General features: G+C 44.0%; 11 protein-coding genes. All 11 read left to right on the top strand.

Annotation, left to right across the window (positions count from 1 at the left end; translation table 11 throughout):
- Positions 1-13 precede the first annotated feature (13 nt).
- The 11 genes from K5Q34_RS01045 to K5Q34_RS00995 all read left to right on the top strand — a co-directional run bounded on the left by K5Q34_RS01045 (position 14) and on the right by K5Q34_RS00995 (position 14,713).
- Positions 14-5,962, top strand: a complete 5,949-nt coding sequence (locus K5Q34_RS01045) for an SNF2-related protein (protein ID WP_221864360.1) — start codon at positions 14-16, stop codon at positions 5,960-5,962.
- Positions 5,943-6,317, top strand: a complete 375-nt coding sequence (locus K5Q34_RS01040) for a TnpV protein (RefSeq protein ID WP_001129922.1) — start codon at positions 5,943-5,945, stop codon at positions 6,315-6,317. The genes K5Q34_RS01045 and K5Q34_RS01040 overlap by 20 nt, the downstream gene beginning before the upstream one ends.
- A 366-nt stretch (positions 6,318-6,683) precedes the next feature.
- Positions 6,684-8,603, top strand: a complete 1,920-nt coding sequence (gene tet(O) / locus K5Q34_RS01035) for a tetracycline resistance ribosomal protection protein Tet(O) (RefSeq protein WP_221864359.1) — start codon at positions 6,684-6,686, stop codon at positions 8,601-8,603.
- A 51-nt stretch (positions 8,604-8,654) separates the two neighbouring features.
- A complete protein-coding gene (locus K5Q34_RS01030; RefSeq protein WP_008724758.1) occupies positions 8,655-8,828 on the top strand; it encodes a cysteine-rich KTR domain-containing protein in 174 nt (57 codons plus the stop codon).
- Between the two features lie 490 nt (positions 8,829-9,318).
- Entirely contained in the window at positions 9,319-9,828 is a 510-nt protein-coding gene (locus K5Q34_RS01025; protein ID WP_002596252.1) for a sigma-70 family RNA polymerase sigma factor, read from the top strand.
- Between the two features lie 95 nt (positions 9,829-9,923).
- Positions 9,924-10,355: a sigma-70 family RNA polymerase sigma factor gene (locus tag K5Q34_RS01020; protein ID WP_002596253.1), complete on the top strand. Its 432-nt coding sequence runs from the start codon at positions 9,924-9,926 to the stop codon at positions 10,353-10,355.
- Between the two features lie 76 nt (positions 10,356-10,431).
- A complete protein-coding gene (locus K5Q34_RS01015) occupies positions 10,432-10,905 on the top strand; it encodes an RNA polymerase sigma factor (RefSeq protein ID WP_002596254.1) in 474 nt (157 codons plus the stop codon).
- 155 nt (positions 10,906-11,060) lie between these two features.
- Positions 11,061-12,092 carry an AAA family ATPase gene (locus K5Q34_RS01010; protein WP_002596255.1) on the top strand — a complete coding sequence of 344 codons (1,032 nt, stop codon included), beginning with the start codon at positions 11,061-11,063 and terminating at the stop codon, positions 12,090-12,092.
- Between the two features lie 516 nt (positions 12,093-12,608).
- Positions 12,609-13,574 (top strand): MobV family relaxase, encoded by a 966-nt coding sequence (gene mobV, locus K5Q34_RS01005; RefSeq protein WP_002596256.1) that lies wholly within the window; start codon positions 12,609-12,611, stop codon positions 13,572-13,574.
- A gap of 8 nt (positions 13,575-13,582) precedes the next feature.
- Entirely contained in the window at positions 13,583-14,437 is an 855-nt protein-coding gene (locus K5Q34_RS01000; RefSeq protein WP_002596257.1) for a ParB/RepB/Spo0J family partition protein, read from the top strand.
- A gap of 45 nt (positions 14,438-14,482) precedes the next feature.
- Complete coding sequence (locus K5Q34_RS00995) at positions 14,483-14,713, top strand: YdbC family protein (RefSeq protein ID WP_002596258.1); 231 nt, start codon at positions 14,483-14,485, stop codon at positions 14,711-14,713.
- Positions 14,714-14,745: the final 32 nt, after the last annotated feature.

Here is a 14,745-nt window from a genome sequence, read left to right as displayed (position 1 = left end):
ATGGGAGGAACGAATGAATCAAGAAGTTTTACTACAGATGTTGCGGGCTACCATTCCTCGTGACAGAGCCATGCTTGAAGCATTTTTGTATTACCAAGCAAACCACTTTGATGAGGAGTGGGATAGTCTTATTCGTCAGTTTTTAACCAATAGGCAAGAAATTATTAAATCTGTTCAGGTACTTCACTTTGAGACAGATGTTTCAGCTTTTATCCAAGCTAGTCCTTATGATACTGCTCATGATCTATTGACCTATACACAAGTATTCGGCCAAACTGGTCTCCAAAAACTCGACAAACTATCGCCGTCTGAAAAAGACTTGGTGATTGAAGTGGCCTTGTTTAATCTGGCCACTCGTTTTCAATTATTAGACTCAAATGGTCACTACCAAACCATATCGCCGGATTCACTCTTACAAAAGAGTAGGAGAGCTAATTTGGTCAATGTTTATCGTGTGGCAAATAATTTAGCGGATCGCATTAGCCGAGATATTGAACAGTTTCTCTTGACCTACGAACCTGAGCTTGAAACAAGAGTTGATGAAACAGTTCAAGAAAAAGAAGAAACTGGTAATGAGCACAAAGCGAGTAGTAATCAGGCAATATCTTTTCGAGAAGAGGGCTTTCTGGTTATTGCTAGTTTGGATGTAGATTTGTCTCAACTGGATAACCGAACTGGAAAAACAAGTCATCTGCCGGCTTATGAAGAGTTATCTTTACGACGTAAATTTGAGATTCTAACATATTTTGACCAGATTCGAAATGAACGTTCAAAACTTCCGAATCTTAGACGAGGTGATTTTGACACTGAAATGGAAATGACACCAGTCTTTGATGGCGAGGAATTACTTACCTATCTGGAGGCTGATGGTAGCCTCTATGAGCTGAAACGAACCTTGACTACAGTCGAAGAAAAGGAATTAGAAAAAATTGGACAAGCCATTAGGACAGAAAATCAAGAAAAATTGACTCAGATAGGGATTGAGCTATCTCAGTTTGACCAAGACCAAGTCGGCATTTTATTGGATGCCGCAGGTCGTTTTCGTTTGAAAAATTCGGACCTTGCTTTATTAGGTGGTTATCCAAAAGCTACGGTAACTCAACTAGCCCTTGCGACCGAACTACTCCAAATGGGATTGAGTCATGATAAAGTAGAATTTTTCTTTGGCAGTCAACTTTCTTTAGAAGAGTTGCGACAGGTTGCTTATGCCTTTTTACATGAAGAATTAAGCAGAGAAGATGCAGAAACATTTGAAAAAGCTAAAAGTAGTCAATCGGACTTGAACCTACGTGATTGGAAGAGCAAGCTAGAGAAAGCTGAGACGAAAGTAGTGGTTGATGAAGAATTTGCGGGAAATCCACTAGTCCAGAGAGTATTGGACACTTATCCTCTGGGGTCATTGGTTTCCTATAAGGGGCAGGACTTTGAGGTCGTGTCGGTCAGCGATGCTCGATTGAACGGTTTGATTCGGATTGAGTTAGTCAATGACTTTTCGGATATCATAGAACAAAATCCAGTTCTTTATGTGAGGACCTGGGAAGAAGTCAGTCAGGCACTTCATCAGCCAATGGCAGAACCACAAACAGAGATAGAAGAAGCGGACCAAGAATTAAACCTTTTTTCATTTCTGGACGAGGAGCCAGTTCAGAGTATTGGACTATTGGAACCAGATGGTTCAGAAAAAGGTCATAACGATACTGATCTTGAAGAATCAGATAGTCAAATTCCTGAAGAGGAAGTAGTCGGAACAATTCCAGAGATTCCAGTAACGGACTTTTATTTTCCAGAAGATATGACGGACTTTTATCCTAAGACTGCTAGAGATAAGGTTGAGACAAACATTGCGGCTATTCGTTTGGTTAAAACACTTGAAACGGAACGCCGTCAGGCAAATCCAAGTGAACAAGAACTCCTTGCCAAGTATGTGGGCTGGGGTGGACTTGCCAATGAATTTTTTGATGACTATCATCCAAAATTTTCTAAGGAACGAGAAGAACTGAAAAGCTTAGTCACAGATAAAGAGTATTCGGATATGAAACAGTCCTCCTTGACAGCCTATTATACAGACCCTACCCTGATCCGTCAGATGTGGGATAAGTTGGAAAGAGATGGTTTTACAGGCGGAAAAATCCTAGACCCTTCCATGGGAACAGGGAATTTCTTTGCGGCTATGCCCAAACACTTAAGAGAAAAGAGTGAGCTATATGGCGTAGAGCTAGATACCATTACAGGAGCCATTGCCAAGCACCTTCACCCGAATAGCCATATTGAAATTAAGGGCTTTGAGACGGTGGCTTTTAACGACAATAGTTTTGATTTGGTGATTTCAAATGTGCCGTTTGCCAATATACGAATTGCGGATAACAGGTACGATAAGCCTTATATGATTCATGACTACTTTGTCAAAAAGTCACTTGATTTGGTCCATGATGGTGGACAAGTAGCGATTATCTCTTCCACAGGAACCATGGATAAGCGAACAGAAAACATCTTACAAGATATTCGTGAGACAACTGAATTTCTTGGAGGGGTTCGACTGCCTGACTCTACCTTTAAGGCCATTGCAGGAACGAATGTTACAACGGATATGTTGTTCTTCCAGAAACACTTGAACAAGGGATATGTGACAGATGACTTAGCCTTTTCAGGTTCCATTCGTTATGAAAAGGATAGTCGCATTTGGCTCAATCCTTACTTTGATGGAGAATACAATAGCCAAGTGCTAGGAACCTACGAGGTCAGAAATTTTAACGGCGGAACACTTTCTGTTAAGGGGACTAGTGATAACTTGATTGCAAGTGTTGAAATAGCTCTAAATCACGTTAAGGCCCCAAGGGAGATTGATAGAAATGAGGTCATCATTAACCCAAATGTGTTGACCGAACAAGTCATTGATACCTCCATTCCAGCTGAAATGAGGGAGAATCTAGGTCAGTACAGTTTTGGTTACCAGGGTTCTACGGTCTACTATCGAGACAATAAAGGCATTCGAGTGGGGACCAAGACGGAAGAAATCAGTTACTATGTCGATGAAGTAGGCAACTTCAAAGCATGGGACACCAAGTATTCCCAAAAGCAGATTGATAGATTTAATAGCTTAGAAGTGACTGATAGCACTGCTCTAGATGTTTATGTGACCGATGATGCAGCAAAACATGGTCAGTTTAAAGGGTTATATAAAAAGACAGTTTTCTATGAAGCTCCCTTATCTGAGAAAGAAGTAGCACGAATCAAAGGAATGGTGGACATTCGTAATGCCTATCAAGAAGTCATAGCCATTCAACGCTATTATGACTATGATAAAGGCGAGTTCAACGACTTATTAGGCAAGCTTAATCGTACCTATGATAGCTTTGTCAAACGCTATGGTTATTTGAACAGTGCAGTGAATCGTAATCTTTTTGATAGTGATGATAAATATTCGCTTCTTGCTAGTTTGGAAGATGAACGTCTGGATCCAAGTGGAAAGTATGTTATCTATACTAAATCCCTTGCCTTTGAAAAGGCTCTAGTGCGTCCTGAAAAAGAGGTTAAAAAGGTACATACTGCCCTTGATGCCTTAAATTCCAGCTTGGCTGACGGACGTGGTGTTGATTTCGCTTATATGATGTCTATCTATCAGGTTGAATCGAAGATGACCTTGATTGAGGAGTTAGGAGACCTCATTATGCCTGATCCTGAGAAGTATTTGAATGGGGAACTGTCCTATGTTTCTCGCCAAGACTTCCTGTCAGGTGATGTCGTTACCAAGTTAGAAGTGGTGGATCTATTCGTCAAACAAGACAATCAGGACTTTAACTGGTCACATTATGCAGGACTTCTAGAAGCTATCAAACCAGCACGTATTACTTTGGCAGACATTGATTATCGAATCGCTTCACGCTGGATTCCTTTGTCTGTTTACGGAAAATTTGCCCAAGAAACCTTTATGGGGAAAGCCTATGAACTGTCAGACCAAGAAGTAGCAACAGTCCTTGAAGTCAGTCCCATTGACGGGGTTATCACTTACCAATCTAAGTTTGCCTACACCTATTCCAACGCAACGGACAGGAGTTTAGGTGTCCCTGCTTCACGCTATGATAGTGGTCGAAAAATCTTTGAAAATCTCCTGAATTCCAATCAACCAACGATCACAAAACAAATTGTCGAAGGGGATAAGAAAAAGAATGTGACGGATGTGGAGAAAACAACGGTCCTACGTGCCAAGGAAACACACCTCCAAGAACTCTTTCAAGACTTTGTATCAAAGTATCCAGAAGTTCAACAAATGATTGAAGACACCTATAATAGGCTCTACAATCGTACAGTATCTAAGACCTATGATGGTAGTCATTTAACCATTGATGGACTTGCTCAGAATATCTCCTTACGCCCTCACCAAAAGAATGCCATTCAACGGATTGTGGAGGAAAAACGAGCCCTCCTAGCTCATGAAGTTGGGTCTGGAAAAACCTTGACCATGATCGGAGCTGGTTTCAAATTGAAAGAATTAGGGATGGTGCATAAACCTCTTTATGTGGTTCCGTCTAGTTTGACTGCTCAGTTTGGTCAAGAAATTATGAAGTTCTTCCCAACCAAGAAAGTCTATGTGACCACCAAGAAAGATTTTGCCAAGGCCAAACGCAAACAGTTTGTATCACGTATTATCACAGGGGACTATGATGCCATTGTCATTGGGGATTCCCAGTTTGAGAAAATACCGATGAGTCGAGAGAAACAGGTCACCTATATCAATGACAAACTCGAGCAACTCAGAGAAATCAAGCTAGGAAGTGATTCTGATTATACGGTCAAAGAAGCAGAGCGTTCAATCAAGGGACTAGAGCACCAGTTGGAAGAACTCCAAAAACTAGAGCGAGATACCTTTATTGAATTTGAAAACCTTGGAATTGATTTTCTTTTTGTGGATGAAGCTCATCACTTCAAGAATATCCGTCCAATCACTGGACTTGGGAATGTAGCTGGAATCACCAACACCACTTCAAAAAAGAATGTGGATATGGAGATGAAGGTGAGACAGGTTCAGGCAGAGCATGGTGATAGAAATGTCGTTTTTGCGACAGGAACACCAGTCTCAAACTCCATTAGTGAACTTTTCACTATGATGAATTACATTCAACCCGATGTCTTGGAACGATACCAGGTATCCAATTTTGACTCATGGGTTGGTGCTTTTGGGAATATCGAAAACTCTATGGAACTAGCCCCGACAGGTGATAAATATCAACCTAAGAAAAGGTTCAAGAAATTTGTCAACTTGCCTGAACTCATGCGAATTTACAAGGAAACAGCAGATATTCAGACATCGGATATGCTTGACTTACCTGTACCTGAAGCTAAGATTATTGCGGTGGAAAGCGAGTTAACACAAGCTCAGAAATACTATTTAGAAGAACTGGTAGAGCGTTCAGACGCTATCAAGTCAGGTAGTGTTGACCCAAGTAGAGATAACATGCTTAAAATCACAGGTGAAGCCAGAAAACTAGCTATTGATATGCGGTTGATTGACCCTGCTTATACCTTATCAGACAATCAGAAAATCCTTCAAGTAGTCGATAATGTCGAGCGGATTTACCGTGAAGGAGTTGAAGCCAAAGCCACTCAGATGATTTTCTCTGATATTGGAACCCCTAAAAGTAAGGAAGAGGGCTTTGATGTTTACAATGAACTTAAGGACTTGCTGGTTGATCGCGGTATTCCAAAAGAAGAAATTGCCTTTGTGCATGATGCCAATACTGATGAGAAGAAAAATTCTCTCTCACGAAAGGTCAATAGTGGTGAAGTACGGATTCTCATGGCTTCGACTGAAAAAGGTGGAACGGGGCTAAACGTGCAATCACGCATGAAAGCTGTCCACCACTTAGATGTTCCCTGGCGTCCTTCTGATGTAGGACGGATTTTGCGGACATTCAAAATAAAAAAGAATGTGGAGGTAACAGACAATGGCAAAATCATTATTTGAGGAACTGGGCGGCAAATACGAAAGGCAAGGGGATTATTTGATACCGTGCTTAACTGTACCCGCCGAAGAAGAACAGGCAATAGGCATCTGGGGGCAACGGCATTTAGATTATCTAAAACAGTACCGTAAAGTTACATACACCAATCTTCTTACAAGCGGCAGGCTAAACGCCTACCTTGCCGACATCAACAGACAGGCACAGGAACGCTTTGAAAGGCTCATAGAGGGTATGAAACAGGCACAGGGCATAACGGAACAGCTAAAGGCAGAAAACGCCTTAGAATGGACAGGATGCCTCAATAACATAAGGGCTTGTGCGAGGGAGATTGTGGAAAAGGAAATTATTTTTGCATAAACAGATGATTAGTGGCAGGGGGAAATCCTGCCGCTTTTTCTGCTTTAGTTTGTCAGCTTGACAAATAAAGGGTTAAGGAATATAATTAGATTCAGTATTATACAAGGAGTTAATAAATATGCGGCAAGGTATTCTTAAATAAACTGTCAATTTGATAGTGGGAACAAAAAGTAGCAGTCCCGTTTCACTTTTAATATGGGGCTTAGTTTTTTGTACCCAGTTTAAGAATACTTTTATCATGTAATTTTATATGCCCGAAAACATATAAGTGTTTTGGGGCTATTGGAGTTATTTACCCAGTGATAGGAGTATTTATCACTGGGTATTTTTATGCCCTTTTTTGGGTGTTGATAGGAGGAAAATCACATGAAAATAATTAACTTAGGCATTCTGGCTCACGTTGACGCAGGAAAGACAACATTAACGGAAAGTTTATTGTATACCAGTGGTGCAATTGCAGAACCAGGGAGCGTAGATAAAGGCACAACAAGGACAGATACAATGAATTTGGAGCGTCAAAGGGGAATCACTATCCAGACAGCAGTGACATCTTTTCAGTGGGAGGATGTAAAAGTCAACATTATAGATACGCCAGGCCATATGGATTTTTTGGCGGAAGTATACCGTTCTTTATCCGTATTAGACGGAGCAGTATTATTAGTTTCTGCAAAGGATGGCATACAGGCACAGACCCGTATACTGTTTCATGCACTACAGACAATGAAGATTCCGACAATTTTTTTCATCAATAAAATTGACCAAGAGGGGATTGATTTGCCAATGGTATATCAAGAAATGAAAGCAAAGCTTTCTTCGGAAATTATAGTGAAGCAAAAGGTTGGGCAGCATCCCCATATAAATGTAACAGACAATGACGATATGGAACAGTGGGATGCGGTAATTATGGGAAACGATGAACTATTAGAGAAATATATGTCAGGGAAACCGTTTAAAATGTCAGAACTGGAACAGGAAGAAAACAGGAGATTCCAAAACGGAACGTTATTTCCCGTTTATCACGGAAGCGCTAAAAACAATCTGGGGATTCGGCAGCTTATAGAAGTGATTGCCAGTAAATTTTATTCATCAACGCCTGAAGGTCAATCTGAACTATGCGGGCAGGTTTTTAAGATTGAATATTCAGAGAAAAGGCGGCGTTTTGTTTATGTGCGTATATATAGCGGAACATTGCATTTGAGGGATGTTATTAGAATATCTGAAAAAGAGAAAATAAAAATCACAGAGATGTGTGTTCCGACAAACGGTGAATTATATTCATCCGATACAGCCTGCTCTGGTGATATTGTAATTTTACCAAATGATGTTTTGCAGCTAAACAGTATTTTGGGGAACGGAATACTGTTGCCGCAGAGAAAATTTATTGAAAATCCTCTCCCTATGCTCCAAACAACGATTGCAGTAAAGAAATCTGAACAGCGGGAAATATTGCTTGGGGCACTTACAGAAATTTCAGATGGCGACCCTCTTTTAAAATATTATGTGGATACTACAACGCATGAGATTATACTTTCTTTTTTGGGGAAAGTGCAGATGGAAGTCATTTGTGCCATCCTTGAGGAAAAATATCATGTGGAGGCAGAAATAAAAGAGCCTACTGTTATATATATGGAAAGACCGCTTAGAAAAGCAGAATATACCATCCACATAGAAGTCCCGCCAAATCCTTTCTGGGCTTCTGTCGGGTTGTCCATAGAGCCGCTCCCTATTGGAAGCGGAGTGCAGTATGAAAGCAGAGTTTCACTTGGATATTTAAATCAATCGTTCCAAAATGCGGTTATGGAGGGGGTTCTTTATGGCTGCGAGCAGGGGCTGTATGGATGGAAAGTGACAGACTGTAAAATCTGTTTTGAATATGGATTGTATTATAGTCCTGTAAGTACCCCCGCAGACTTTCGGCTGCTTTCCCCTATCGTATTGGAGCAGGCTTTAAAAAAAGCAGGGACAGAACTATTAGAGCCATATCTCCACTTTGAAATTTATGCACCGCAGGAATATCTCTCACGGGCGTATCATGATGCTCCAAGGTATTGTGCAGATATTGTAAGTACTCAGATAAAGAATGACGAGGTCATTCTGAAAGGAGAAATCCCTGCTAGATGTATTCAAGAATACAGGAACGATTTAACTTATTTCACAAATGGGCAGGGAGTCTGCTTGACAGAGTTAAAAGGATACCAGCCAGCTATTGGTAAATTTATTTGCCAACCCCGCCGCCCGAATAGCCGTATAGATAAGGTTCGGCATATGTTCCACAAGTTAGCTTAACAGCTTGCAAAAGTCATATAAAATGAGATTTGAAAGGATTAGAGACTAATTATGATGAAATGCGAATGGATATTGTGTCCTGTTTGTGGGAACAAAACCCGTAATAAAATTAGGAAGGACACTGTTTTGGAGAATTATCCCCTTTATTGTCCAAAATGCAGACAAGAAAGATTGATTAAAGTTGACAACTTGAAGATAACTGTCATCAAAGAGCCAGACGCTTAAGACGCAGAGCCGATGAAATTGTGGAACAATTCACGAATCATCGGCTCTTTTTGTTTCGTATTTGAAAGAACAAACTCACCAAATAAAAAAAACGATATTCGGGTGGGTTATTTTGTTATACCCTAAATTACCCTCTGAATTTGTTTTTAAATTTGGAGGGATTTTTTTATGTCCTTTTTTCGGGCAGTTATCTATCTGCTCATACGAAGCAAAATTTATCAATACATAGCATATCAGAGAACGGCAGGAAACCAGTTAAAAAAATTTCTGCCTATGCAACGGCACTTCCTGCCTTGAATGTAGAAGTACAATCTCCATACAACAGAATTAATATTTCCCATAACCGTAAAGGTCATAGAGCCTTTGCGGTTTTTCTTTTGTCGATTTTTGTTGGAAAGTGCCATAGGGCTATTAGTGGTGTTAGGTGTCGTTCGCCACCTCTCCATCTGGATTTTGAACATTTCAAAAATTCAGATGGGAGGTACTTACAGTGAAATACGCACCGAGAAAGGTATATATCAAGGAAAGCGGCAGATATGTGGAACTGTCCTATACGGATTTCTGCCGCCGCAGGGAATCCGACCAGACCTATATGGACAAGCTGTTTATCCCCATTCAAGGCTGTCTGCTTGAAGTCGTGAGGGAGCAATACACGGACTTCTACCGAGATAAGGAACGGTGGCGTTATCTGAAAAAATTAGATACGAAGAACAGCCTGCTTTCTCTGGATGGATTTACGGACAGCGAGGGGAAGCCTTTAGACTTTATCGCTGATGAAGCGGCAGACATTGCGGAAACCGTTGTCAATGCGGTTATGGTGGACAGGCTGAAAGCCGCCCTGCCTTTGCTGTCGGATAGTGAACAGGAATTGATACAGGCAATCTTTTTTGACGGACTTTCTGAGCGTGAAGTCGGGGCGAGGTTCGGCATAACCCAGAGCGTTGTGAACAAACGCAAAGCCAGAATCCTAAGAAAACTAAGAAAGATAATAGAAAATTAAAATTTAAGGCGTTCAGCCCCCTTGTTTTTTCCTTTGGGAAAATGAGGGGGTTTTTCTCTGCCCTCTCAATCAATTCTGATTGGAGGAAAAGAAGCATGGCATATAACCACGGACGGGAGGACAGGAAATGGCGTATCTGGAAAGAAGCGGAGGAAAAGCTGCTGCGTGAGTGCGGCGTTGATGAAGCGACCATTGAGCAGATACGCATTGCGGACAGGGCAGACTTCAATTCCAACAGGCGGTTTTACCGATGGACGAATGACATTGCGGAATACCTTGAGGACATGGCAGACAGGGAGCGGCAGACGGAAGTGGGTACGGTTGCGGAGTTACTGGACGAGATTGAGAGCGAAAATCTCTATCAAGTATTAGTCGCGGTGGACGGGCGTACCTTGAAAATCGTCCTGCTGAAAATGCAGGGGTATTCCACAAAGGAGATTGCCCCGCTCGTGCATTTGACGACTGGTGCCATCTATGCGAGGTTAGACCATCTGCGGAAGAAGCTACGAAAATTTTATAGCGTCTAAAACAGCCTGCCGTCCTGCGGGCTACTGGGTGAGGGATGGAAATCCCCTCACTTATTTTTTGCAGGAGGCAAGCGGGATGGCATACAGAGTTAAGGCGTACACGCTTCGGGAGGAATCCACGGAAAGCGGCACAAGGTATTTTATCAGCTTTAAGGACGGGCAGGGCAAATCCCACGAGTTGGAAGTGTCGGAACAGTTCTTTATGGAGTTTCGGCAGATGGAACGCAGGAACAGGAATCTCCTCCAATGGGACGAGCGGCACAGGGAGTTTTCGGAAGTATGGGACGAAACGCTGAACAGGCGGGCGTTGAAGCTGCCTAAGAGCATAGAGGAACAAATGATTGAGGCAGAACGGGCAGAACTGCTCTGTAAGGCGGTTGACGGACTGCCAGAGATACAAAGGCGGCGTTTCCTGCTCTACTACGAGTATGAGTTCAATTTTTACCAAATCGCCGCTATGGAGCATTGCACCGCTTCGGCAATACAGAAATCTGTTGCGATTGCAAAGGAGAAAGTAAAGGCGGAAATGAGGAAGTATCTCCAACCGTGACCGACACCGCCCGAAAAAGAAATCTGTTTTTTATTTGTGTGGGATTGGCGGCATTACATACTCTCACTTTTTCTTCGTGGGAGTAAATCTATTTTTAAGGAGGTCAACGCCTATGTGCAACGAAAACAAAAACACCGCCCGAAAGGAGGAAAGCCATGCAGAAGTTACAGACAGTCAACGCCGAAACGCTCCTTTATGAACCGCTTGAGAAGCCGTCCTTTGTGGTGGACAGCCTTATCCCCACAGGCTTGTCGCTGTTCTGCGGCTCACAGAAGATAGGAAAGAGCTGGCTCATGCTGAAGCTATGTTTATGCGTGTCGCAGGGACTTCCCTTGTGGGATATGCCGACAATGGAGGGCGACGTGCTTTACCTCTGCCTTGAGGACACGTTCTGCCGTATACAGGACAGGCTGTTCCGATTGACGAACGAAGCGAGCAGGCGGCTTCACTTTGCCGTGGCAAGCTGCAAGCTGTCAGACGGTCTTATCGTGCAGCTTGAAGATTATCTGAAAGATTACCCAAACAGCAGGCTTATTGTCATTGACACTTTGCAGAAAGTCCGTACAGCTTCAAAAGACAATGCCTACGCAAGCGACTATGGGGACATCTCACTAATCAAAGACTTTGCCGACAGGCATTCATTGGCGGTCATTGTCGTACACCACATCCGAAAGCAGAATGACAGCGATGTGTTCAACAAGGTGTCTGGGACGACAGGCTTAACGGGGAGTGCGGACGCTACCTTTGTTCTGGAAAAGGAGAAACGGGCATCCGACACCGCCAAGCTGTATGTGACGGGCAGGGACACGCCCTATCAGGAATACACGCTGCGTTTCCGTGATTGCAGTTGGGAACTTGTGGAGAGAAAAACGCAGGAGCAGCTTGCGAAAGAAACGATACCAGACGTCCTTTTTCGGTTGGTGGATTTTATGAGGGATAAGGAAGAATGGGCAGGCACGGCAACGGAGCTGTTAGCCGCTATGAGGGAAACGGAAACCATACCCACGGTGATTACGAAATGGCTCAATGAATACCGCACCACATTTTTAAATGAGAACCATATCGTTTATCAGTACAGCCGCAAAAAACACGGCAGGCAGATTTCGCTTGCAAAGCGGGCGGGTGACAGCGGTGACGGTGGTGACAGCGATATTGGGATACCCCCTGTTACTGTCATTGACGCTTAAAGCCGTGTAAAGCTGGCGACTCTGCCCTGCGGGTGACAGCGGTGACGGCGGTGACAGTGATTTTAGGATACCCTGCCGCTGTCATCCCTGCGGGAGAACACCCCGTAAACGCAAAGTGCAGGCGTAGGATTTACCCGCCCTTTTCGGCGTGTAAAACCACCCCTGCGGTCAGAAAAATCCTTCCGATTTTTCCGACTGCGTTTACAGGGTGTAACACACTACACTTTGCCCTGCAAAGTCGTGTGCCAGACGTTCCCTCTGGACTCCCTTATGGCAGGTCTTACGCCCTGCTTATCCTACGCTCCACGCTTCGGATAAAAGAATGGCAGCATGACGGTGACGGCTCTTGCGAGGGGGTATTCCAAAAACACCGTCATCATCGACATGACCGTCATGCAGGGAATAAGGGTGACAGTTGAGGCAGTCGGTAGGGGGTATCCCAAAACTGCTGTCACCGCCGTCACCGCTGTCACCCAAAGGGCAGTTTACCCGCCGAAGAAAGGAAGATGATGAATTATGCCCTATGCAATCCTGCGTTTCCAGAAACGCAAAGCGGGCGGCGTTGCGGCTTGCGAACGCCACAACGAGCGTAAAAAAGAAGCCTATAAAAGCAATCCAGATATAGATATGGAACGCTCGAAAGATAACTACCATCTTGTGAATCCGCCGAGGTACACCTACAAGAAAGAGATTAACCGCATGGTAGCCGAAGCAGGGTGCAGGACGAGGAAAGATAGCGTGATGATGGTGGAAACGCTTATCACGGCTTCGCCAGAATTTATGAACAGCCTGCCGCCCAAAGAACAGAAAGCGTATTTTACGATGGCTCTGGATTTCATTTCAGAGCGTGTCGGGGAGAAAAATATCCTCTCCGCAGTCGTCCACATGGACGAGAGAACGCCGCATATGCACCTCTGTTTTGTGCCGATTACACCAGACAATAAGCTGTCTGCCAAAACAATTTTAGGCAATCAAAAGAGCCTGTCCGAATGGCAGACCGCCTACCATGAGCGGATGTCCTCACGGTGGAATCAGCTTGAAAGAGGTCAGTCCTCAATGGAAACGAAGCGGAAACATGTCCCCACATGGCTCTATAAGTTGGGCGGCAGGCTTGATAAACAGTATGAGGAAATTGTGTCTGCACTGTCCGACATCAACGCCTTTAATGCAGGGAAGAAGCGTGACAAGGCTCTGGAACTGATTGCGGCATGGCTCCCAGACGTGGAGAAATTCTCAAAGGAAATCAGTAAGCAGAGTGCCTATATCAATAGCCTAAAGGAGCAAATCGGGCAGGAATCAGACTATGCGGGGCGTATGCGTGATGAAAAGTATGAGCAGGAACTAAAGGTGCAGAAAGCGAACCAGAAGATATTTGAGTTGCAGAGAACCAACGAGCAGATGGGGCGGCTGCTCTCAAAGATACCGCCCGAAGTGTTGGAAGAATTGCAGAAAAACCATAAAAGCAGAGCGAAAGAAAGGTAGATATGTGAATGAAGAAACAGGATTTTAAGGTGTTAAAGACCAAAGACTTGTACCCGTTTCCCGACAATCCGTTTCATGTGGCAGAGGATGAAACGCTGTCAGAATTAGCGGAAAGCATCAAGGAATTTGGCATTGTCACGCCGATAATCACACGCCCGAAAGAGGACGGGAACGGCTATGAAGTGATTGCAGGGCAGCGGCGTGTCCGTGCGTCTGAACTTGCAGGGATAAATACCGTGCCTGCGTTTGTCCTGCCCTTAGACCGTGACCGAGCCATCATCACCCTTGTAGACAGTAATTTACAGCGTGAGAATATCCTGCCATCAGAGCGGGCGTTTGCCTACAAGATGAAATCCGAAGCCATGAAGCGGCAGGGTTTCCGCACAGACTTAACCTCGTCACAAGTTGTGACGAAGTTGCGGACGGACGACAAGGTGGCACAGGGCTTCGGCGTAGGCAGGATGACCGTACAAAGATTTATCCGTTTGACGGAACTGATACCGCCGATTTTGCGGATGGTGGACGAGGGGAAAATCGCCCTCACGCCTGCGGTGGAACTGTCCTTTTTGAAGAAAGACGAGCAGGAAAACCTCTTTGCCACGATGGAGAGCGAAGAAGCAACGCCCTCACTCTCACAGGCACAGCGGATGAAAAGCCTAAGCCAGAGCGGGCGGCTTGACATGGATACGATATTTGCAATTATGACGGAGGAAAAGGGAAACCAGAAAGAAACCTTGAAAATCAACACAAGCAAGCTGAAAAAGTATTTTCCGAAGAACACAACGCCGAAGCAGATGGAGGAAACCATCATTAAACTTTTGGAGCGTGAATTGCAGAGGAAACGGGGCAGGGACAGCCGCTAATCTTCTCTTTTCGGGAGGTAAATGCAGAAAATTGAGGTATGAAGAATGAAAGAAATCCAGTATGAGATTGTAAAGGAAATCGCCGTATTGTCTAAGGGCGACAGCGGCTACACAAAAGAAATCAATCTTATCTCATGGAACGGAAGAGAGCCGAAATATGACATCCGCAGCTTTTCCCCGAACCGTGAGAAGTGCGGAAAGGGTATCACGTTGAACGCTGATGAAGCAGCAGCACTCCTTGAAGCATTACAGAAAGAAGTAAACAGCGGGGATTGATGGTATCTGATTGACAGGGCGGGGCGTTTCCA

The sequence above is a fragment of the Streptococcus sp. 2018110 genome (assembly GCF_019754115.1).
Taxonomy (GTDB): Bacteria; Bacillota; Bacilli; order Lactobacillales; family Streptococcaceae; genus Streptococcus; species Streptococcus hashimotonensis.
The sequence above is the reverse complement of the archived record's forward strand: the minus strand, read 5'-3'. Positions and strand labels throughout refer to the sequence as shown.

What these genes read in the sequence shown, in the direction of transcription:
- K5Q34_RS01045 (WP_221864360.1), top strand. Translation starts at nt 14, where the DNA reads ATGAATCAAGAAGTTTTACTACAGATGTTGCGGGCTACCATTCCTCGT.
- K5Q34_RS01040 (WP_001129922.1), top strand. Translation starts at nt 5,943, where the DNA reads ATGGCAAAATCATTATTTGAGGAACTGGGCGGCAAATACGAAAGGCAA.
- K5Q34_RS01030 (WP_008724758.1), top strand. Translation starts at nt 8,655, where the DNA reads ATGATGAAATGCGAATGGATATTGTGTCCTGTTTGTGGGAACAAAACC.
- K5Q34_RS01020 (WP_002596253.1), top strand. Translation starts at nt 9,924, where the DNA reads ATGGCATATAACCACGGACGGGAGGACAGGAAATGGCGTATCTGGAAA.
- K5Q34_RS01015 (WP_002596254.1), top strand. Translation starts at nt 10,432, where the DNA reads ATGGCATACAGAGTTAAGGCGTACACGCTTCGGGAGGAATCCACGGAA.
- K5Q34_RS01010 (WP_002596255.1), top strand. Translation starts at nt 11,061, where the DNA reads ATGCAGAAGTTACAGACAGTCAACGCCGAAACGCTCCTTTATGAACCG.
- mobV (WP_002596256.1), top strand. Translation starts at nt 12,609, where the DNA reads ATGCCCTATGCAATCCTGCGTTTCCAGAAACGCAAAGCGGGCGGCGTT.
- K5Q34_RS01000 (WP_002596257.1), top strand. Translation starts at nt 13,583, where the DNA reads ATGAAGAAACAGGATTTTAAGGTGTTAAAGACCAAAGACTTGTACCCG.
- K5Q34_RS00995 (WP_002596258.1), top strand. Translation starts at nt 14,483, where the DNA reads ATGAAAGAAATCCAGTATGAGATTGTAAAGGAAATCGCCGTATTGTCT.